General features: G+C 66.9%; 17 protein-coding genes. 5 read left to right on the top strand and 12 right to left on the bottom strand.

The annotated features are described in order from the left end of the window. Positions 1-262: 262 nt before the first annotated feature. The 8 genes from LZK98_RS07975 to LZK98_RS07940 form a co-directional block, all read right to left on the bottom strand. A complete protein-coding gene (locus LZK98_RS07975; RefSeq protein ID WP_233785870.1) occupies positions 263-763 on the bottom strand; it encodes a Csu type fimbrial protein in 501 nt (166 codons plus the stop codon). A gap of 11 nt (positions 764-774) precedes the next feature. Beyond that, complete coding sequence (locus tag LZK98_RS07970) at positions 775-3,069, bottom strand: fimbria/pilus outer membrane usher protein (RefSeq protein WP_233785869.1); 2,295 nt, start codon at positions 3,067-3,069, stop codon at positions 775-777. After that, a complete protein-coding gene (locus LZK98_RS07965; RefSeq protein WP_233785868.1) occupies positions 3,053-3,796 on the bottom strand; it encodes a fimbrial biogenesis chaperone in 744 nt (247 codons plus the stop codon). Before LZK98_RS07965 ends, LZK98_RS07970 begins: the two co-directional genes overlap by 17 nt. An 8-nt stretch (positions 3,797-3,804) precedes the next feature. After that, positions 3,805-4,305 carry a Csu type fimbrial protein gene (locus LZK98_RS07960; RefSeq protein WP_233785867.1) on the bottom strand — a complete coding sequence of 167 codons (501 nt, stop codon included), beginning with the start codon at positions 4,303-4,305 and terminating at the stop codon, positions 3,805-3,807. Positions 4,306-5,079: 774 nt separating this feature from the next. Further along, the gene (locus LZK98_RS07955) at positions 5,080-6,015 is read right to left on the bottom strand and encodes a glycoside hydrolase family 130 protein (RefSeq protein WP_406694034.1); all 936 of its coding nucleotides are present in this window, start codon (positions 6,013-6,015) and stop codon (positions 5,080-5,082) included. Then, positions 6,012-6,842, bottom strand: a complete 831-nt coding sequence (locus LZK98_RS07950; RefSeq protein ID WP_233785865.1) for an SDR family NAD(P)-dependent oxidoreductase — start codon at positions 6,840-6,842, stop codon at positions 6,012-6,014. The genes LZK98_RS07955 and LZK98_RS07950 overlap by 4 nt, the downstream gene beginning before the upstream one ends. Positions 6,843-6,878: 36 nt before the next feature. Beyond that, positions 6,879-7,757 carry a phosphatase PAP2 family protein gene (locus LZK98_RS07945; RefSeq protein WP_233785864.1) on the bottom strand — a complete coding sequence of 293 codons (879 nt, stop codon included), beginning with the start codon at positions 7,755-7,757 and terminating at the stop codon, positions 6,879-6,881. 160 nt (positions 7,758-7,917) lie between these two features. Beyond that, the gene (locus LZK98_RS07940) at positions 7,918-8,673 is read right to left on the bottom strand and encodes a competence/damage-inducible protein A (RefSeq protein ID WP_233785863.1); all 756 of its coding nucleotides are present in this window, start codon (positions 8,671-8,673) and stop codon (positions 7,918-7,920) included. A gap of 47 nt (positions 8,674-8,720) precedes the next feature. Between LZK98_RS07940 and map the strand changes: the two genes are divergently transcribed. Continuing rightward, positions 8,721-9,542 (top strand): type I methionyl aminopeptidase, encoded by an 822-nt coding sequence (map, locus tag LZK98_RS07935; RefSeq protein ID WP_233785861.1) that lies wholly within the window; start codon positions 8,721-8,723, stop codon positions 9,540-9,542. On the opposite strand, the gene LZK98_RS07930 is transcribed toward map, so the two are convergent. After that, positions 9,533-10,231: an endonuclease V gene (locus tag LZK98_RS07930; RefSeq protein ID WP_233785860.1), complete on the bottom strand. Its 699-nt coding sequence runs from the start codon at positions 10,229-10,231 to the stop codon at positions 9,533-9,535. The two genes, map and LZK98_RS07930, sit on opposite strands and share 10 nt — an antisense overlap. 209 nt (positions 10,232-10,440) lie before the next feature. On the opposite strand from LZK98_RS07930, the gene LZK98_RS07925 reads away from it, so the two are divergent. Together LZK98_RS07925 and glnA are read left to right on the top strand one after the other, a co-directional pair. Then, positions 10,441-10,779, top strand: coding sequence for a P-II family nitrogen regulator (locus LZK98_RS07925; protein WP_233785859.1), 339 nt, complete (start codon positions 10,441-10,443; stop codon positions 10,777-10,779). Positions 10,780-10,873: 94 nt separating this feature from the next. Then, positions 10,874-12,286 carry a type I glutamate--ammonia ligase gene (gene glnA, locus LZK98_RS07920; RefSeq protein ID WP_233785858.1) on the top strand — a complete coding sequence of 471 codons (1,413 nt, stop codon included), beginning with the start codon at positions 10,874-10,876 and terminating at the stop codon, positions 12,284-12,286. Positions 12,287-12,496: 210 nt separating this feature from the next. Here the strand turns inward: glnA and LZK98_RS07915 are convergent, their stop codons facing one another. Beyond that, the gene (locus LZK98_RS07915; RefSeq protein WP_233786530.1) at positions 12,497-14,764 is read right to left on the bottom strand and encodes a TonB-dependent receptor; all 2,268 of its coding nucleotides are present in this window, start codon (positions 14,762-14,764) and stop codon (positions 12,497-12,499) included. Positions 14,765-14,989: 225 nt separating this feature from the next. Between LZK98_RS07915 and LZK98_RS07910 the strand changes: the two genes are divergently transcribed. After that, positions 14,990-16,300 (top strand): M20/M25/M40 family metallo-hydrolase, encoded by a 1,311-nt coding sequence (locus tag LZK98_RS07910; protein ID WP_233785856.1) that lies wholly within the window; start codon positions 14,990-14,992, stop codon positions 16,298-16,300. Between the two features lie 144 nt (positions 16,301-16,444). Here the strand turns inward: LZK98_RS07910 and LZK98_RS07905 are convergent, their stop codons facing one another. Next, positions 16,445-17,422 carry a quinone oxidoreductase family protein gene (locus LZK98_RS07905; RefSeq protein ID WP_233785854.1) on the bottom strand — a complete coding sequence of 326 codons (978 nt, stop codon included), beginning with the start codon at positions 17,420-17,422 and terminating at the stop codon, positions 16,445-16,447. Positions 17,423-17,510: 88 nt separating this feature from the next. On the opposite strand from LZK98_RS07905, the gene LZK98_RS07900 reads away from it, so the two are divergent. Then, positions 17,511-18,935: an aldehyde dehydrogenase family protein gene (locus LZK98_RS07900; protein WP_233785853.1), complete on the top strand. Its 1,425-nt coding sequence runs from the start codon at positions 17,511-17,513 to the stop codon at positions 18,933-18,935. On the opposite strand, the gene LZK98_RS07895 is transcribed toward LZK98_RS07900, so the two are convergent. Further along, positions 18,932-19,699 (bottom strand): nuclear transport factor 2 family protein, encoded by a 768-nt coding sequence (locus LZK98_RS07895; protein ID WP_233785851.1) that lies wholly within the window; start codon positions 19,697-19,699, stop codon positions 18,932-18,934. The genes LZK98_RS07900 and LZK98_RS07895 overlap by 4 nt on opposite strands. Between the last annotated feature and the right edge of the window lie 46 nt (positions 19,700-19,745).

Raw genomic sequence — 19,745 nt, 5'->3', positions numbered from 1 at the left:
TCGCTAGCTATCCTCATGACAGTCCGCCAAAATGGTTAACAAATGGTTAACACGAAGAACGGTCCGTCGCATTTTATCTAAGAAATCTACTTACTTACACGCGTGTTTGCAGCAAGTACTTTACAACGGATCGAGCCAGCTCGGGGCAATCGATGAAATTCTGCAGCCAGGCGGCACCTCACCCCGTGATTGGTCACAGGATGGCTGGCCCAACAAAGCTCCTTTCGCCACTAGTTGGGCTCTCAGCTTTCGCTCGGTTCGATCAGTAGGTCACGGTGACGACAATGGTATCGCTGTACGCGCCCGCACGGACATTCTGCCTGGCCGGGATCCTGCCATAGACCGTGATCGTCTGGTCGACCGCCAGCAGCGCAGTGAAGCTTCGCACGACATTCACCGTGCCGCCCGTTCCATTGCCCCAGATCTGATTGCGCGCTGCCGTGGTATAGAGATTGTAGCCGAGGTTGGTGGTGCCGTTCCGCAGCGTCCGGCCGGCATAGCTGTTGGACGAACCGGTGCTGAGGTCGACGGTGAACGATCCGGCCAACGCCACGAGCAGCGTGCAGCGTACCCTGACCGATCCGGTCGCATCGTTGGCAGACGAGGAAACGGGATTGTAGGTGCCGAAACTCACTCCCGTGGCGGTGACGGTACAGCTGCAAAGGGAGAGCGGGTTGCAGGCCGCCCGCGCCTCGGATGGCCAGAGAAGGTACGAAGCCAGCAACGCGCCCAGGAGAACGCCGAACCGATGGGCGGTCATCATCGAAAATCCTCTCACTGGCACCGTAGCGGCCCGATCCGCGGCAGCGTCTCTCCGGCCGAACGGTCCGGGACGACGATCCGGCAGGGACCTTTGCCGGTTTCGACCTCGAGGCTCATGCCCGGCTGCAGCTCGCGCACGAAAATCTCGCCGCCATAGCCGACGAAGGCACTCTCGCCGGTGCTGGTCCGCACATTGGCGCCGGTTTCCACGGGACTGCCGTCGGGCATCGTCACGACGATCGTGGCGGGGCGGTCCCGCTCGACCGCGAAGCGGGCCTGCGCCGCGCCGCGGAAGCGCGGCACCACGATCATCGTATCGCTCGGCATACGGACGTCGAGCGGCAGGTCCGACGGCGCGAGTGAGATGCGATTCTCCTCATAGGCCCGCAGGTCCGGGATGATCGCCCGGCCCTGCCGGTCGGTGCGGGTGACGAGCCGGTTCTCCTGATAGATCCGCACCTCCGGCTGCCCCGGCACCTCGACGACGCCAAGCCCGCCCTCGACGCGCCGCGTCGCATAGGCGCGGTCGCCGGCGATCAGCAGGCCGCCGCTCGCGATCGCCCGCAGCCCCTCGCGGCCGTCGAACCGCGCCGCCTCCACGCTGACCTCGCCGACGTCGCCGCGCCAGCGCAGCTCGGCCTGCTGATAGTCGGCCTCCCCTGCGCTCGCCGCCAGCCGATAGCCCCAGCCACCCTCGGTCGGCGTGGTCTGGCGCAGCTCGGCGAGCACGTTGCGGCTGTCGGCCTGCGCATAGGCGCTGGAGCGCGATCCCAGCGGTATCGTCAGCCCGATCCCTGCCATCGTCTCCCAACCGGCATCCTCGACCTTGGTCCTCAGCGCGAACAGATTGAGATAGGCCTTGTCGCCGAGCGCGACGCTGTAGTTGGCCGACGCGAGCCGCGTCCGGTCTCCGGCGGCATAGGTCAGGTCGGTCCAGGAAACGGCGATGCTGCCACCGCGTCCCAGCGACACGCCCGCCGATGCCTGGAGCTGCTCGGTGATCCGGTCCTCGTCGCGGTCGATCCCGAGCTGGTCGAAATGCCGCGAGGCGCGCTGGTAGCTGACCCCGATGTTCCAATCGGGCGAAATGCGGCTGAAGAAGATGCGGTAGAGCGATCCCTTGCCGTCGTCGCCGCGGGAGACGGCACCGGCGACGCCGATCTCGCCGATGTCCGGCACGATGAGGTTCGCGCCCGCTCCGGCCATCTGCACCTCCCCGCCTACCTCTGCCCGACCCTCGACGGTCAGCCAGTCGGTGAGGCCGTAGCGGTAGCTCCCCGCGGCAAAGGGATTATGGTAGCGGAAGCTGCGGATGCCGTAGTCGCGTCTCTCGACGCCACCCTCGAGCGACCAGGCCGCGAGCCCGCGCCGCAGGAGGCGGGAGCTGACGTAATAGGAGGTCCTGACCCGCCGCTCGACGCCGAGCGCGTCCCGCACCACCAGGGTCACGTCGCCGGCGCCGGTTACGACCGGAGCCTGGATGATCGAGAACGGTCCCTGGTCGACCTGAGCCTGGTAACGAACGGCGTCGTTGACCAGCAGCTCGACGTTCGACGGCACGGCGGCGCGTCCGCCGAAATCGGGCACGGGAAAGGTGACCAGCTCCGGCTGCAGCGCGAATTCGGTGCCGAGCCGGACACCGCCGAACCGGACCTGCCGCGACCAATCCCTGGCATCCGTCACCGTGTCGCCGACGACCAGACGCGTGAGCGCATCGGGAAAATCGCGCAGGTAGAAGGTATCGAGGCGGGTGACCGTGCCGGCGCCGCCGTTCCGCCCGACCGTCATGGTGCTCGAGACCAGCCCCCAATCGTCCGAGACGCCGCCCTCGAGAAAGGCGGTGCCGGTCAGGCGGCCGTCATATTGGAACGACAGATCATAGTTCAGGAAGGCCGCGAACGTCGCTGGAGTCGGGCCGGTTCGTCCGGAGGCGGGCGACAGCTGCTGGGGCAGGAAGCGCGCCGGGGGAACAATGAGATCGAGGCGCTGTCGCGCGGCGTCGAACCGCACCGTCACGTCGGGGAAAGCCGATAAGGGTACGAGCCGTTCGTCCTCGATCGTCTCCGGCGCGAGCTCGGGGCGCCGCATGCGCCAGCGATCGAGATCCTCGGGACGGACCCAGAAGCGCTCCCCCTGCCGGGCCACGACATATTCGCCGTCGCGGGGAACGCCGTTGATCGCGACCTCGACGAGCATCAGCTCCGCCTTGCTTGCGGAATCCGCCCGCTGCGGCTGATCGGAGCCGCTCGGTTGCGCGCCGGCGATCAGGCAAAGCGCGCCCATCGCCGCGCTAAGGACGCCCGGCATCACGGCCGGCCGCCTCGGTGACCAGATCGACCGACACGTCCTTCTGGTCGGTCATCGCGTCGAGCCTGAGCGCCTGACCGGCAACGACCGGCGCGGCACTGTCCAGCATCACCGCCTTCGCCGTACCCGGCAGAAGATAGAGGGACACGTCCCTGGCCCCCAGCGCGGCGCCGCCCGGCCGGTGCAGCGCCAGCCGGTTGATCTGGACGTGGGCAGCGCCCTCGTTGCGGACGAGCAGCTGCACCTGCCCCGGCCCGGCCGGCACGGCGCGCCACACCAGCTGCATCGGAGCCTGCTGCGGCGGCGGCACGAAGATCGGGATGCTGATCCTCAGCAAGGTGCGCACCTCGCCCGGGCGCGAGGGACGTTCGGTCGGCACCTCCTCCAGGAAGACGCGATAGGCCTTTTCGGTCGTGCCCGGCGCCGTGCGCAGCCCGAACCGCGCGATCTGCGTTCCGCCGGGCGCCACCTCGAACAGAGCGGGATTGGCGAGGACGTCGCGCGTCTCCTCGAAGACATCCTCGCCCTGGTCCTGCCGCCAGGCATAGACGCGCAGCTGGACCCGCGACGGCTCGTCGCTGTCGTTCTCGATCGTCATCGTCTGGACCGGCTGGGCCGGGGTCAGGACGATCCGGACCGGAAACACCTTGAGCGCCGCGGCATAGCCGACGAACGGAACAAGCGTTGCCGCGACCAATGCCGCGCCGAAGCGCCACGCCGTGCGCACGGGCTGGCCTAGTAGTTCACCGTGACCGTGATCGTGTCGGTGTATCCGCCGGCCGGAACGTTCTGGCCGGCTGGGACGCGCCCGTAGACGGTGAGCGTCGTCGGCAGCGCCCCGGCGGTCGTGGGCGGCGGCGTGTCGGTTCCCGGCGTGTTGCCCCAGTTGTTGGTCCGCGCCGCCTCACGATAGAGCGCGTAACTCAATGTGTTCGCGCCGTTCGTCATCCGCCGAGTCGTAACCGTCGCGCCCGTCGCAGTGCCGGCATTGAGTCCGACGGTGAACGACGTTCCGACGGTGCAGAGCACCGACAAGGTCGTGGTGGCGTCGAGCGCGGTGGCGGCGGTCGGGCTGTAGTTGCCGAACGCCAGCGGATTGGCGGTCACCGCGCAGGCGGTCTGCACGGTCGCGGTTACGGGAAAGGTAGTCGTCGCCGTCTGCGCCCGGGCGGGGCTAACGATCAGCAGGCTCGCGACGGTCGAGCCCAACAGGGTGAGAAGGGTGCGCCAAGTCATGTGGTTCTCCCACTTGCTTACGACGCCCCCCTTGCAGGCAAATTGTCTGCGGTTCGGCTTACCAGAGCAACTCCAGAAGCTGCGATTCACCGACATCGCAGCACGTTCCGCCGCTATTCCGCAATCATGATATTATTACTTTTCTTAGCGCCGCCAAACGGTTGGATTTAGAAGTTTACTTCCAGAACGGACTGATTGCCGCGCCGAAGCTCCGTATCCGGGTCGGTATTCTGCCCCTGCTGGACCAAAGTCTCGGGCTCGACCAATCTCACCTCGGGACGCTGTGCCTGCGGGCACGAGACCGCTGCCGACGGCATGGGGTGCTGCCCGTTCCCGACAGGTTCGATACGACACGGCGAGACCACGGTCGCACCGACGATCAATCGGCCGCGGACATGGGTATCACGCAGCGGCTGAGCCCCCACCGCAACGGCAGACAGCGCCACAACGAGATTGCATCCAACGACAAGGACACGACGCACGACCATCACCCTCCCGCAAAGCCGGAAAGGCCCCTAGGCGCATCATGTAAAGATATTCTGTACCGGCGCAGCTGTCGCCGCCTACGGAATTCCTGCGGCCATAATTCGGTGAGCACAGCACTGCTGTTGCAGCCCTCCGAGCTGGCGCCATGAGACGGCGATGACGCGGCGGGCGACCCGTATTGCTTGCTTCCAAACCTTCTAGTGTGGCTCCGGCCGGAGCTAGGTCACCGCGCTGGCAGGCGCCTGAGCAGAGGCACCGGGTTATTCGGGGGTGAAGTTCGACCAAAGGTCAGTTCAGTCCGCTGAGCCTCCGCACGAGCGCGCGACGGAGAAGTCGGTCCTCGAGCGAGTAGTAGAGAAAGATGTCCGGCGACCGATCAAGAAGTGAGGCGGCAAAGGCAATGTCAGTCCCGGCGCGTTGCTTCGGCGGTGGCGGTACCAAAAGCGGTTCGATGCAGCGGTCGAGGACTCTCGTGAAGTTCTCATCGAAAGCGATCCAGCCGATACGCCAGCGCGCATCGGCGGTAGCACCGTTGTAAAACATCACCGGTGGCTCGCCCGGGCGGGAAAGGATCGGCCCGGTCGAAAGGTGCCAAGTGTCCCAAAGACGGGGCCGAACCGTAAAGAGGTCCTCGACCGCTTCCCATGGGCCAGTGAGATTATCCGCAACCGCAAGGCCGATCCGCGAGGCGTTGTCCTTCGCATATTCGTAGAATATCCGATAGCGGCCGTCAGTCCCCTGCGCCACCGTCGCTTCCTTGATGTTGCCTTCGCCTGCTCGCGCCTTGAGCAGGACTTTGTCCTTGGTCAGATGGGTTAGGTCAGGTCCGGTGGCGACGAGCAGCGAACCCTGGTCCCGCTTGCCGTCCACCCCGGTGTAGAATACCAGCAGGTGCGGCTCGTCTCCGATCACCACGGTGGGATCCTCCACCCCGCCAGCGTCGACGTCATCGGGGCCAGGGACGATCGCCGGAGTGGGTTCCGTCCTGAAGAACAATCCATCGGCAGACTCACCGGCATAGATGATCCCGGTCGGATCGCCGGGGCCGAGCGGATTCTTCAGCACCCTCACTAGCAATCGCATGCGGCCTTCGGCCTCCCACACATAGGGGCTCATCAAGTCGTGCGCTGCGAGCAGACCATCGGGGCGCTCGGCGATGTCGAGCTGGACCACATCGATCTGCTCGACTGCGAAATCGAGCGCCGTCTTCTTGGCCAATTTCATGCCCCTTGCGCCACCGTCAGCGACAGGGCACCGTCGATGGTCACTGTCGCGCCCGTGATATAGTCGGCCTTCTCCGACAGCAGAAACAGGACGAGCTCGGCGACCTCCTCGGCCGTCCCCGCGCGGCCCCAAGGGATCGCCGCCTCCTTGCGGCGCAGCTCGTCGGGATCGTCGAGCGCGGACTGATTCATCGGCGTCAAGATCATGCCGGGCGCAACGGCGTTCACCGCGATACGCTGCGGCGCCAGCTCGAGCGCGAGTGTCGCGGTCAGCTGCGCCAGCCCACCCTTCGCGCTGTCGTACTCAACCCCGCCAGAGCGAGGCGCGCGCTCGTGGATCGAGGAAATATTGACGATTCTCCCACCACCCTGCTTGCTTTCGAGCCCGCGAACGAAGCGCCGGCAGGTGAGGAAGGGACCATAGAGGTCGGCGCGTAGCACGCGGTCAAACTGGGCCAAGCTCATGTCGGCGATCGGCGTGTCGCTCATGTTGAGGCCGGCGGAATTGACCAGCAGACGCACCGGCCCGAATGCTCTCTCGGCTGCTGCAAACAGAGCGTCGACCGCCGCCTCGTCAGCAACGTCGGTCCGGCAGGCGATGGACCGGCCACCGCTGCGCTCGATCTCGCCTGCGACCGCCGCGCCCGCGGTCTCATCTCCGAAATAGGTTATCGCAACATTCGAGCGCCGCGCGCCCAGCGCCAGCGCACACGCTCTTCCTATCCCTGACTCTCCCCCGGTGACGATGGCGCAGCAGTCCACTTTGACGAAACGCCGGCGCTGCGCGATTGGTTGCGGCTCGAGAATGATGACGCAAATACGAGGCATCGCTTCGATGGGCGAGGCGCCGCGTTAGCGCCCGCACTATGCTGTCTCCCGGAGCGCTGGAGTGTGGCCGGCGGTTTTCTGATGTAGACAATATGCTGCCAGGATTGCCGCGCCCGCGATCGCTGCACCTGCCATCAGATCAATGATGTAATGTCCGCCCATCGGAACCGCGGCCACAAACATGGCCAGGTTCAGCGTGAGGAACGGCCAGCGCAGATAGCGAAGCTGGGCAAATCCCCAGGCCAGCACCACCGCGCCGCCTGCATGAAAGCTCGGCATGGTGATGATGCCGCCAAGAGTTTCGGTACTGAGCGCGCGGATGGTCCCGTCCCGCAACCCTTCGATCAGCGGCAGAAATTTCCAGGCTGCCAGCACCCTGATCGCGGGAACCTGCTCCGGTACTATCCCGTGATGGACATAGGCGCCGCGGGCCGGAAACCATGGGAAGATCAACAGGCAGACGAGCAGCGTGAGCGACCAAGCAGTCAAGAAACGCCACCCGAGCTGCTCCCGGCCCATTGCGCTCGCGATCGCAACCAGCGCCAAAGGCTGCCAGCCGAGCGAGGTATAGGCATAGGCCAGCGCGAGCAGGCTGGACCGATATTCCTGGATTGCGACGATGGTGCGCGGCCAGTCGAAGCCCGGCAGCATCTGCCGGTCAAAGGCTGCCAGCCACCCGTCCATATAGGGTCGGGCACTGGTAGCGAGCAGAGCCGATGCCAGCGAGGTGAGCGTCCCGACGGCGATCAGGAGGACGGCGAGTTGAATGAAACCGCCGATACGGCGTGCGCCCAGTCGGCGCAGTACGACGCCGATCCCCCACAATCCGGCAAACGTCAGAAACACGGGATCGAGACTGCGGTGGTCATAGCCGATCGCGCCGGTACCGAGGCCGGTGGCGAGTACCGATGCCATGAACCCCGCTATTGCGAGGGCGGGCATCGCCTCGGACGGTGCCAGGGACCATCGCCGCGCGGGCTCCTTTGCCGGGACGGATTGGAACATGCGCAATGCCATGGAGGCTGCATGACCGGACGTGGTTGATTTCGCGTTAAGGTCTTGCCGCGGGAACGCCCTATATTCCCCCGCTGACGACCTCGCGCCCCGCCGCCTCCAGCGCCGCGGTGAGATCGGCGATGCAGGCGTCGACCAGCGCCTGCTCGGTTCCGCGGACCACGAAATTGGCGCCTGTCCGGCCATCGCGGAAAAAGGGATAGCTGCCGATCGCGATGCCCTCGTGGCTGCGCTCGGCTTCGCGCAGCAGGTCGGCGACCTCGCTTTCGGGTACCCAGCAGCCGATCGTCGCCGAGAGCACCGGCCGGCCGCCTTCGAGCTGCCCCGTCAGCGCATCGAGCATCCCGGCGGTGATATGCGGCACGCCCGCCATGACGAACAGGTTGGCGATGCGGATGCCCGGCGCGCCGGACATGCGGTTGGGGATCAGATCGGCGCCGGCCGGCACCCGCGCCATCCGCATCCGCGCGTCGGTGAGGCCGCCGCGGGTCTCATAGTAGCGCTCCAGCACCGCCAGCGCCTCGGGATGGTAGACCACCTCGACGCCCAGCGCCTTCGCCACCGCGTCGACGGTGATGTCGTCGTGCGTCGGCCCGATGCCGCCGGTGGTGAAGAGATAGTCGTTGCGGGCGCGGAGCTGGTTCACCGCCTCGACGATCGCCTCCTCGACGTCGGGCACGATCCGCACCTCGGCGAGGCGGATGCCCTGGACGTTGAGCCAGGTCGCGATCTGCGCGACGTTCCTGTCCTGGGTGCGGCCCGAGAGGATCTCGTCACCGATCACCGCCAGCGCGGCCGTCCAGATCCTCTCGCTCATGGCTCCGCCCCATAGCGAAACCGCGTGTCCCTCGCTATATGGCGGCGATGACCGAATATGTGACCGCCGACGCCCCGCTGACGCGCACGGGCGCGATCCGCCTCCATCGCCCCGAGGATTTCGAGGGCATGCGCCGCGCCGGCCGGCTCGCCGCAGAGGTGCTCGACGCGGTCGTGCCGCACATGGTGCCCGGCGTCACCACCGCCGAGATCGACGACATCGTCCACAGGACGGTCGAGGCGGCGGGCGGCATCCCGGCGACGCTCGGCTATCGCGGCTACACCCATTCGAGCTGCATCTCGATCAACCATGTCGTCTGCCACGGCATTCCGGGCGACCGCGTCCTTAAGGACGGCGACATCGTCAACGTCGACGTGACGCCGATCCTCGACGGCTGGCATGGCGATTCGAGCCGCATGTACCTGATCGGCGACGTGCCCCTGAAGGCGAAGCGGCTGGTCGAGGTCACCTATGAATGCCTGATGCTCGGCATCGAGCAGGCGAAGCCCGGCAATCACCTCGGCGACATCGGCTATGCGATCCAGAAACATGCCGAGAAGCACCGTTTCGGCGTGGTCCGCGACTTCTGCGGCCATGGCCTGGGCCGCCTGTTCCACGACGCGCCCGAGGTGGTGCACGTCGGCCGCCCCGGCACCGGGCCTGAGCTGCGCCCCGGCATGTTCTTCACGATCGAGCCGATGATCAACATCGGCAAGCCCGACGTGAAGCTGCTCGACGACGGCTGGACCGCCGTGACCCGCGACCGTTCGCTGTCGGCGCAGTTCGAGCATTCGATCGGCATCACCGAGGACGGCTGCGAGATCTTCACGCTGTCGCCTCGCGGGTTCGACAAGCCGCCCTACGCCTGAACCTCTGCCGCGCGCCGGGTCGCGTTGGCGGCATCATGCGCCAGCCGGATCGGCAGCGGCAGCCGGCGTCCGTCGCACAGCTTCAGCACCCAGGCGACCGCGGTCTCGAGCGACACGCGGTGGCCGATGCTGACGTAGATCGGCTGCGCGCGAGGGCGCGTGCGGAGCGCCACGCCCACCACCTCGTCGCGGTCGACCAGCGGCGCGCGGTCGCCTGGCGCCGGCCCCAGCTCGCCTTCGACGCGGCCGCACAGCAATGTCTTCGCGCAGCCGATCGTCGGCACGTCGGCGACGACACCGAGATGGGTCGCGATCCCGCAGCGGCGCGGATGCGCGCGGCCGTGTCCATCGACCAGGATCAGGTCGGGCATCGCGCCGAGCCGCCGCAGCGCCGCGACGATCGCCGGCGTCTCGCGGAAGCCGAGATAGCCGGGGACATAGGGAATCCGCGGCACCATCGTCACGCTCGCCGCCGGCAGCGGCTCGCCCGGCGGCCAGGGCAACGGTGCGACCGCCGCATGGATCGGCCCGCGGACGTCGCGCCAGCGCATCGAGGTATCCACGCCCGCGACCATGCGGACCGGTCCCACCCGGTCGGCGGTCTCCCCCGCCGCCGCGATCTCGCGCTGGACCTTGGCGGCAGCCGAGAGATCGGGCGGGGCCAGCCAATCCGCGGGAACGTCACGCATCCGTCCGTCTCTCCTTCCCTGCCGCCCAATTGGGCAACGGAGCACCCGCTGCCCAATTGCTGGGCAACGCTCGAAGCCCATTAGCGATGCGGCGGTGCAACGGCGCGAGGATTTCCGCCGCATTTGCGAATGGCACGCTTGCTGCAAGCCGCGCGATCAGGGAGTATGGGGCCGCTCTCAACAAGCGACCAACAGGGAAACCCAAGCCGGTGAAGAAGATCGAAGCCATCATCAAGCCGTTCAAGCTCGACGAGGTGAAGGAGGCGCTGCACGAAGTGGGCGTGTCCGGCATCACCGTCACCGAGGCCAAGGGCTTCGGCCGGCAGAAGGGGCATACCGAGCTTTACCGGGGTGCCGAATATGTCGTCGACTTCCTGCCGAAGGTGAAGCTGGAAGTGGTGGTCGAGGACGGACTCGCCGAACGGGTGGTGGAGGCGATCGCTTCGGCGGCGCAGACCGGCCGGATCGGCGACGGCAAGATCTTCGTGATCCCGGTCGAGACGGCGCTGCGCATCCGCACCGGCGAACGCAATGAGGATGCGATTTGACGCGACGCAATAATCTGTGAAGACGGTGCGCCGCGGCGCAACATGATTCTGCCGCATCCCGGCGGCACATTTTTTAGAGAGCAAAGGGCAAGACATGGCGAATTCGGCGAGTGACGTCCTCAAGATGATCGAGGAGAAGGAGATCGAGTGGGTCGACCTCCGCTTCACCGATCCCAAGGGCAAGTGGCAGCACCTGACGATGGTCTCGTCCGTGCTCGGCGAGGACGAGCTGACCGACGGCCTGATGTTCGACGGCTCCTCGATCGCGGGGTGGAAGGCGATCAACGAGTCGGACATGATCCTGAAGCCGGATCTCGACGCGGTCTATGTCGATCCCTTCTCGGCGACGCCGATGCTGATCCTGATCTGCGACATCGTCGAGCCGTCGACCGGCGAGCTCTATGCCCGCGATCCGCGTTCGACCGCCAAGCGCGCCGAGGCCTATCTCAAGACCACCGGCATCGGTGACACCGTCTACGTCGGCCCCGAGGCCGAGTTCTTCATGTTCGACGACGTCCGCTTCGAGAACGGCTACAACACCAGCTATTACAAGATCGACGACATCGAGCTGCCGACCAACACCGGCCGCGAATATGAGGGCGGCAACCTCGCCCACCGTCCGCGCGCCAAGGGCGGCTATTTCCCGGTCGCGCCGGTCGACAGCGCGGTCGACATCCGCGGCGAGATGGTCTCGACCATGCTCGAGATGGGCCTTCCTTGCGACAAGCACCACCATGAGGTGGCGGCGGCGCAGCACGAGCTCGGCCTGACCTTCGGCACGCTCACCACCACCGCCGACCGGATGCAGATCTACAAGTACGTCGTGCACCAGGTCGCGCACGCCTATGGCAAGACCGCGACCTTCATGCCCAAGCCGATCAAGGAGGACAACGGCTCGGGCATGCACACCCACTTCTCGATCTGGCAGGGCAAGGAGCCGCTGTTCGCCGGCAACGGCTATGCGGGCCTTTCCGACACCTGCCTCTACTTCATCGGCGGCATCATCAAGCATGCCAAGGCGATCAACGCCTTCACCAACCCGACCACCAACAGCTACAAGCGGCTGGTGCCGGGTTACGAGGCGCCGGTGCTGCTCGCCTATTCGAGCCGCAACCGCTCGGCCTCGTGCCGCATCCCGTACGGCGCGGGCGCCAAGTCGAAGCGCGTCGAGGTGCGTTTCCCCGATGCGATGGCCAACCCCTATCTCGCCTATGCGGCGCTGATGATGGCGGGCCTCGACGGCATCCAGAACCGCCTCCATCCAGGCGAGGCGATGGACAAGAACCTCTACGACCTGCCGCCGGCCGAGCTCGCCAACGTGCCGACCGTGTGCGGTTCGCTCCGCGAGGCGCTCGACAGCCTGGAGGCCGACATGGACTTCCTGCTGAAGGGCGACGTGTTCTCGAAGGACCAGATCGAGGCCTATATCGAGCTCAAGCGCGAGGAGGTCGCCCGCTGGGAGATGACGCCGAGCCCGGTCGAGTTCGATATGTACTACAGCGCGTAGGTGCGGCCACGCCGCGCCGTTGCGGACCGGCGAAGCCCGGTCCGCAACGCGCTGTACGGCCGGCCTCGCCAGAGCGAGGACCGACGGCGCGGCTTCGCCGCGGCGTCCTGCCCGACAAAGAAAAGGGCGCCCGGATCACTCCGGGCGCCCTTCTCGTTTCCAGCTTGGAGCATCCTTAGCCCCTCCCCTGAAAGGGAGAGGCTAAGAGCCTCAGCGGAACTTGCCGCTGAGCTGGACGCCGATGATGCGCGGTTCGTTGAACACCGCTGCCATGTAGTTCTCGATCACGCCCTTGAGGTTCTTCTCGTTGGTGATGTTGCGCGCGAACAGCGCGACCTCATAGGCATCGTTCTCCGCGGCATAGCCGATCTTCAGCCCGCCCTCGAAGTTGCCGTTCGAGGTGAACTCCTTGGTCCGGTAGAGCACGAACTGGGTGTAGCCCTGCAGGTTCCAGTCGGTCGCCACGAACGCACGGCCGCCGTTGCCGAGCGGCAGATCGTAGCGGGCGTTGACGTTGAGGTTGTACTCCGGCGCATTGGGCAGCGGCTCGCCGTCGATCTGCGCGAACACCGCCGGCGCGCCGAACACCGGGCGCGTGATCGTCGGGTCCTCGACCGTGCACACCACGACCCCGTTCAGCGCGCAGACCTGCGCATAGACGCGCTTGTCCTTGATCTCGCTGTGCAGCAGGCTGAGGCCCAAGCCGGCGGTGAAGTTGCGCGTCGGCCGCCACTCCAGGTCGGCCTCCAGGCCATAGGCATAAGCGTGGTTCGCGTTGAACAGCACGCCGTTGCCGTCGGCGTCGTTGCCGTTGAGCTGGATGTCCTTGACCGAATAGGCGAAGGCGGTAGCGTTGAAGCGCAGCGTGTTGTTGAACAGGTTGCTCTTGAAGCCGGCCTCGAGCGACGTGATCGTCTCCGAATCCGCGGTGGTGAAGTCGGAGTTGAACACCGCCGAACGCCCCTGGATCGTCGGACCGCGGAAGCCGCGTGCCAAGCGGGTGTAGAAGCTGAGGTCGGGGTTCGCCTGCCACATCAGGCTGACATCCCAGCTCGGCGTCGTGTCCGACAGGCGGACGTGGCGGCGGCCTTTGTAAGTCACCAGGCCGGCCGCAGTGTCGGCGGTCTTGAGCAGGTCGGTCTTCTTGGTGTCATTGGTCTCGCGCGCGCCGACCGTCAGCGTGAAGTCCGGGGCGAACTGATAGCTGAGCTGACCGAACACCGCCCACGACGTGTTGACGTTGTGCAGGCGCACCCAGTTGTTCGGGTTATTCGCCGGCGGCGTCAGGAAATAGGCGCGCTGGTAGAAGTCGGTGATGTCGCGGCTGTCGAAGTACATGCCGCCGACCTGCCACTTGAACGGGCCGTTGCCGTTGCTGGCGAGGCGGACCTCCTGCGTCCACTGGTCGAGGTCGCGGACGTTGCCCTGCGACTGGCCGAAGCCGTTGGGTGCGCCGTTCACCGGGAAGTTCGCCGCCGCGCCGCCGTCGGTGTCGCCGCGGCTGTAGCCCGAGGTGGTCTCATAGGCGGTGATCGAGGTCAGCGTGACCGGGCCGAAATCATAGGCGGCGCGCAGCGACCCGCCGTAGGTGTCGTAAGCCTGCGGATTGTCATGCGCCTCGTCATAGGCGACCGTGCCGCGCGGCTCGTCCGAGACGTCGTTCGAACCCTTCTTGAGCGCGGCGCGGTGGAACAACGTCGAGGTGCCGTCGTACCAGCGGGCATGGGCCGACGCAGTGATCGACAGCGCGTCGGTCGGCTCGAGCAGCAGCTGGAGGCGGACGTTGCGGTCGTCGTAGCCGCCCATCGCATCCTTTTTCGGCGTCTTCGTGCCGTCCGCGCTGGCGCCGGCGAACGTGTTGTCGACCCAGTCGTCGCGATGCTGGATCAGCGTCGACAGGCGGAAGGAGATGCCGTTGGCGATCGGCCCGCCGACGCCGGCGTCGAGGCTGACCGTGTTGTAGCTGCCGTAGGACAGGTCGGCGCGGCCCTCGAAGTCGTGGCTCGGCTGGATGGTGTCGAACTTGACGATGCCGGCGGTGGTGTTGCGCCCGAACAGCGATCCCTGCGGCCCACGCAGTACCTCGACCTGGCGGATGTCGTAGGCCGGGTTGGACTTGAGCACGACATGCTCGAGCACGACGTCGTCCTGGATGATCGACACCGGCTGCGATGCGCCGAGGTAGAAGTCGATGTTGCCGAGCCCGCGGATGTAGAAGCGGGGGAAGATGCGGCCGGTGGTGGATTCGGCGTAGAAGCTCGGCACGCGGCCCGACAGCGCCAGCAACGTGTCGTCACCGCCGCTGGTGTAGGTGCGCAGATCCTGCCCGCCGACCACGCCGACCGAGACCGGCACCTTCTGGAGGTTCTCCGAGCGGCGCTCGGCAGTGACGACGATGTCGCCGACGCCGTCCTGCGGCGCGGCGTCGGCCGCCGGTGCGGCGCTGTCCTGCGCATGGGCGGAGACGGCGCCGAGCATCGCCGTGGCGGCGCTCAGCAGCAGAATGGATTTGGTGAGTTTCAGATGCGGCACGAAGGCCCTCCCTGGGACTGAGATTTGGTTCTGTCCCCTCCAGTGCCGGCGTTCTTCGACGCCCGGCGCGGGCGCGGTATCGGTGGGTTGTGACCGAATCATGACCTGCCGGGCCGTGCTGTCATGCAACCGCCGCTTCCCTCGCCGCATGGGCTTTGTTAGCCCGGCGGAATGATCCGAACTCCATCCACCCTGATCGCCGCCGGCCTCGCCGTTGCCGGCCTGCCCGCCGCCGCGCAGAGCCTTGCTCCCACCGAGGCGAAGATGAAGACGGTGATCGCCGCCGAGCAGGACCGCGACATCGCGCTGCTCGAACGCGCGGTGAACCAGAATTCGGGGACGCTGAACCTCGAAGGGGTACGCAAGGTTGGCGACATCTTCCGCACCGAGCTGGAGCCGCTCGGCTTCACCGTGCGCTGGATCGACCAGTCGGCGGTCGGCCGCGCCGGGCACCTGATCGCGACGCACAAGGGCAACGGCCGAGGCAAGCGCATCCTGCTGATCGGTCACCTCGACACCGTGTTCGAGCCCGATTCTCCGTTCCAGAAGTTCGTCCGCGACGGCAATCGCGCGACCGGCCCCGGCACCAGCGACATGAAGGGCGGCAACGTCGTGATCGTCGCGGCGATGCGGGCGATGCAGGCGGCGGGGACGCTCAAGGGCGCCGACATCCAGATCCTCCTGACCGGCGACGAGGAACGCACCGGCACCCCGCTGGAGGTCGCGCGCAAGGACCTGATCGAGGCGGGTCAATGGGCCGATGTCGCGCTCGAATATGAAGGGCTGGCCGAGCAGGACGGCCGCGACATGGGCACCGTCGCCCGGCGCAGCGCGGCGAGCTGGGAGCTCAGGACCAGCGGCAAGACCGGCCATTCGGGCGGGGTGTTCGGTCCATCGCTCGGCTATGGCGCGATCTACGAGATGGCGCGCATCCTCGACGATTTCCGCCGCGAGCTGCCCGAGCCCAACCTCACCTACAACGTCGGCGTGCTGGCAGGCGGGACTCCGGCCGAGATCGATTCGTCAGGCTTCCGCGTCACCGCGCAGGGCAAGACCAACGTCGTCGCGGCGAGCGCGGTCGCGCGCGGCGACCTGCGCTCGCTGACGCCCGAGCAGGACGCGCGGGCGCGGGAGAAGATGCAGGCGATCGTCGCCAAACACCTCGCCGGCACCGACGCGACGCTCAAGTTCTTCGACAGCTACCCGCCGATGGCACCGACCGAGGGCAATCGGGCGCTGCTGGCGAAGCTCAACGGAGTCAACCGCGACCTCGGGCTCGAGGAGATGGGCGAATACGACCCCGCCAAGCGCGGCGCGGCGGATTCAGGCTTCGTCGCCGCCTACGCGGACACGCTGGGCGGCATGGGCGTCGGCGGCGGGGGTGCCCATGCGGAGGGCGAATGGGTCGACCTCGACAGCATCCAGCGCCAGGCGCTGCGCTCGGCGGTGCTGATCAGCCGGCTGGCTAAAGAGCGGCGGTAACGCAAAGCTCCTCCCCGGCACGGGGAGGGGGACCGCGCACGAAGTGCGTGGTGGAGGGGGATCACCTCCCGGCCGTCGCTTGTGGCCTACCCCCTCCACCGCCTTCGGCGGTCCCCCTCCCCGCAAGCGGGGAGGATCTTGGAGTTACGGAATCAGCAAGCTGCTCCCCAGCGTCTCCCCCGCCTCCATCGCGCGGTGGGCGTCGGCGGCGTCCTCCAGCGCGAAGGTGCGGCCGATCTCAGGCTTGATCGCCCCCGCGCGCAGCATGGCGAACACGCGCTCGACGCCGGCCTTCCGCTCCTCGGGCGTCGCATAATAGTCGAACAGCGTCGGCCGGGTGACGAACAGCGATCCCTTGGCGGACAGCACGCCGAGATTCACCCCCGTCACCGCCCCGCCGGCATTGCCGTAGCTCACGATCAGCCCGCGCCGCGCCGCGCTCGCGAGCGACACTTCCCATGTCGCCGCACCGACGCCGTCGAACACTACCGGCACGCCCGCACCGTCTGTAATCTCGCGCACGCGCTTCGCAACATCCTCGGACTTGTGGAGGATGACATGGTCGGCGCCAGACTTTCGCGCGGCCTCAGCCTTCTCCTCGCTGCCGACGGTGCCGATCACCGTCACGCCCAATGCCTTGAGCCAGCCGACCAGCAGTTGTCCCACCCCGCCCGCGGCGGCATGGACCAGCGCAGTCTGCCCCGGCTCCACCTTCGCGATGCGCTCGACGAGGTATTCGGTGGTGCAGCCCTTCAGCATCAGCGCTGCGGCGGTGCGTTCGTCGATGTCGTCGGGGAGATGGAACAACTCCTTCGCCGGCACATTGCGCGCGGTCGTGTAGGCGCCGCGGGTCGGGCCGAACGTCGCCACTCGATCGCCGGGCGCGAAACCCTCGACGCCCTCGCCCACCGCCTCGACCACGCCGGCCGCCTCTCCGCCGAGCCCGGTCGGCAGCTCGAGCGGATAGAGTCCGCTACGATGATAGGTATCGATATAGTTGAGCCCGATCGCAGTATTGCGCATCCGGACCTCGCCGGGGCCGGGCTCGGGCACCTCGACGTCGACGATGCGGATCACCTCCGGTCCGCCGGTTGCCTCGATCCTTGCCGCCCGTGCCTGCATCGTCACCTCCGAACGCGTTTCGACTTGCAACTCTCCGCCCGCATCGCCATCCACATACCCAAGGTTCGAACCCGAGATGGAGGCGAGGATGCGGAGCTATCTCAACCACTATATTGGCGGCCGCTGGGTCGAAAGCCAGGGTGGCAAGCGCCATGAGGTGATCAACCCCGCGACCGAACAGCCCTGCACCGAGATCACGCTCGGCACCGCCGCCGATGTCGATGCCGCGGTCAAGGCGGCGCAGGCGGCGTTCGAGCGCTTCAGCCGCACCTCGGTCGACGAGCGCGTAGCGCTGCTCGAGGCGATCCTCGCCGAATACAGGAACCGTGCGGACGACCTCGCCGAGGCGATTGCGCTGGAGATGGGCTGCCCGATCGGCATCGCCAAGACGGCGCAGGTCGGCTCGGGCCTTGGCCATCTGATGGCGGCGATCAAGGCGCTGAAGGAGTTCCGGTTCGAGGAGACGATCAACCAGAGCCTGGTCGTCCACGAGCCGATCGGCGTGGTCGCGCTCATCACGCCATGGAACTGGCCGATGAACCAGATCGTCGCCAAGGTCGCGCCCGCGCTGGCAGCGGGCAACGCGATGATCCTGAAACCGTCGGAGGAAGCGCCCTCCTGCGCCGCGATCTTCGCCGAGGTGATGGACAAGGCAGGCGTGCCGGCCGGCGTGTTCAACCTGGTCCAGGGCGACGGCCCCGGCGTCGGCACGGCACTCGCGCAGCATCCGGGGATCGACATGGTGAGCTTCACCGGCTCGACCCGCGCCGGCATCCTCGTCGCCAAGAACGCCGCCGACACGGTCAAGCGCGTGCACCAGGAGCTCGGCGGCAAGTCGCCCTCCGTGGTGCTCGACAGCGCCGATTTCAGCCGCGCGGTGCCGGGCACGCTGATGAGCGTGCTGCTCAATTCCGGCCAGAGCTGCATCGCGCCGACGCGCCTGCTGGTGCCCAAGGGCCGGCAGGAGGAGGCGGTGGCGATCGCCAGGCAGGTGATGAGCGCGACCGAGACCGGCGATCCGCTTACCGAAGGCCGCCACATCGGCCCGGTGGTCAACAAGGCGCAGTGGGACAAGATCCAGGGCCTGATCACCAAGGGGCTTGAGGAAGGCGCCAAGCTGGAGGTCGGCGGCCCGGGCCGGCCCGACGGGATCGACAGCGGCTATTACGTCCGCCCTACCCTCTTCTCCAATGTCACCAACGACATGACGATCGCGCGCGAGGAGGTGTTCGGCCCGGTCGTCACCATCATCCCCTATGAAGACGAGGAGGATGCGGTACGCATCGCCAACGACACAAACTACGGCCTGTCGGCGGTTGTGTTCGGCGATGCGGACGGCGTGAAGCGCGTCGCCCCCCGTCTGCGCGCCGGCATGGTCTATGTGAACGGCGGCGCGCCCGATCCGAACGTACCGTTCGGCGGCTACAAGCAATCGGGCAATGGCCGCGAGTATGGCAAGTTCGGGCTCACCGAGTTCATGGAGGTGAAGTCGCTGATCGGTGCGCTAGCCTAATCGGCGGGCGCGTCCTTCACGAACAACAACGCCATCATTCGCCAGCGGCCGTCGGGCCGGCGCATGATCAGCGCGCGATCGCTCCAGTCACTGCCGCTCGGCGAATGGAAGGTCCAACGCGCCGCGCCGATGCTGCCGCGGACATCCACCTGCCGGCTGGTGACCGTGACGGCATTTCCGGGCGAATGTTTCCGCCGCTCGACGTAACGCGCCTGCCATTCGGCCAGCGTCGCGGCGACGAACTCGCCGTTCTCGACGGTCATCACCAGCGCGCGGGCGTCGATGCTGTCTGCGAGCAGCGCGCCGTTCCAGGCGCGGTCAGCGGCCAGCTTGGCGTCGATCACCCGCTCCGCCGCGGCCGTGGCCGGCGGGATCGAGTCATCCACGCCAGCCTCGCAGAGTTTGCCGACGATCCGCCATCCCTCACGAAGCCGTGCGATCAGCAGGTAATCGGTGAAGCGCAACGCTCCGCGCACCGCGGTCAACCGCGCCACCGCGCTTTCCTTGCCCTCGTCGAGCCAGTCGATGCGCGTCGAAGCCGGCGTCGGTGGCAGGCTCGCGGCAAGCTTGGTCTTCCATTCGACTTGGCCGGTGGCGCGGGTATCGGTACCGTCGGCACAATACATGACTGCGCTCGGCTGAACCGCTTCGTTCAGCGCTTCGGGATCGCTCCGCTCGGTCGCTCGCGCGTAGGCGGCGATGGCGTCGCGCGGCGTCGTATTAGCGGTGGCGGCAAGCGCGGCCAGCAACAGGAGCGGTGACATGCCGGTCATGCTATGCGCTCGACCATCATTCGAAAATTCGATGTTT

The sequence above is a fragment of the Sphingomonas cannabina genome, assembly GCF_021391395.1.
Classification (GTDB): Bacteria; Pseudomonadota; Alphaproteobacteria; order Sphingomonadales; family Sphingomonadaceae; genus Sphingomonas; species Sphingomonas cannabina.
The sequence above is the reverse complement of the archived record's forward strand: the minus strand, read 5'-3'. Positions and strand labels throughout refer to the sequence as shown.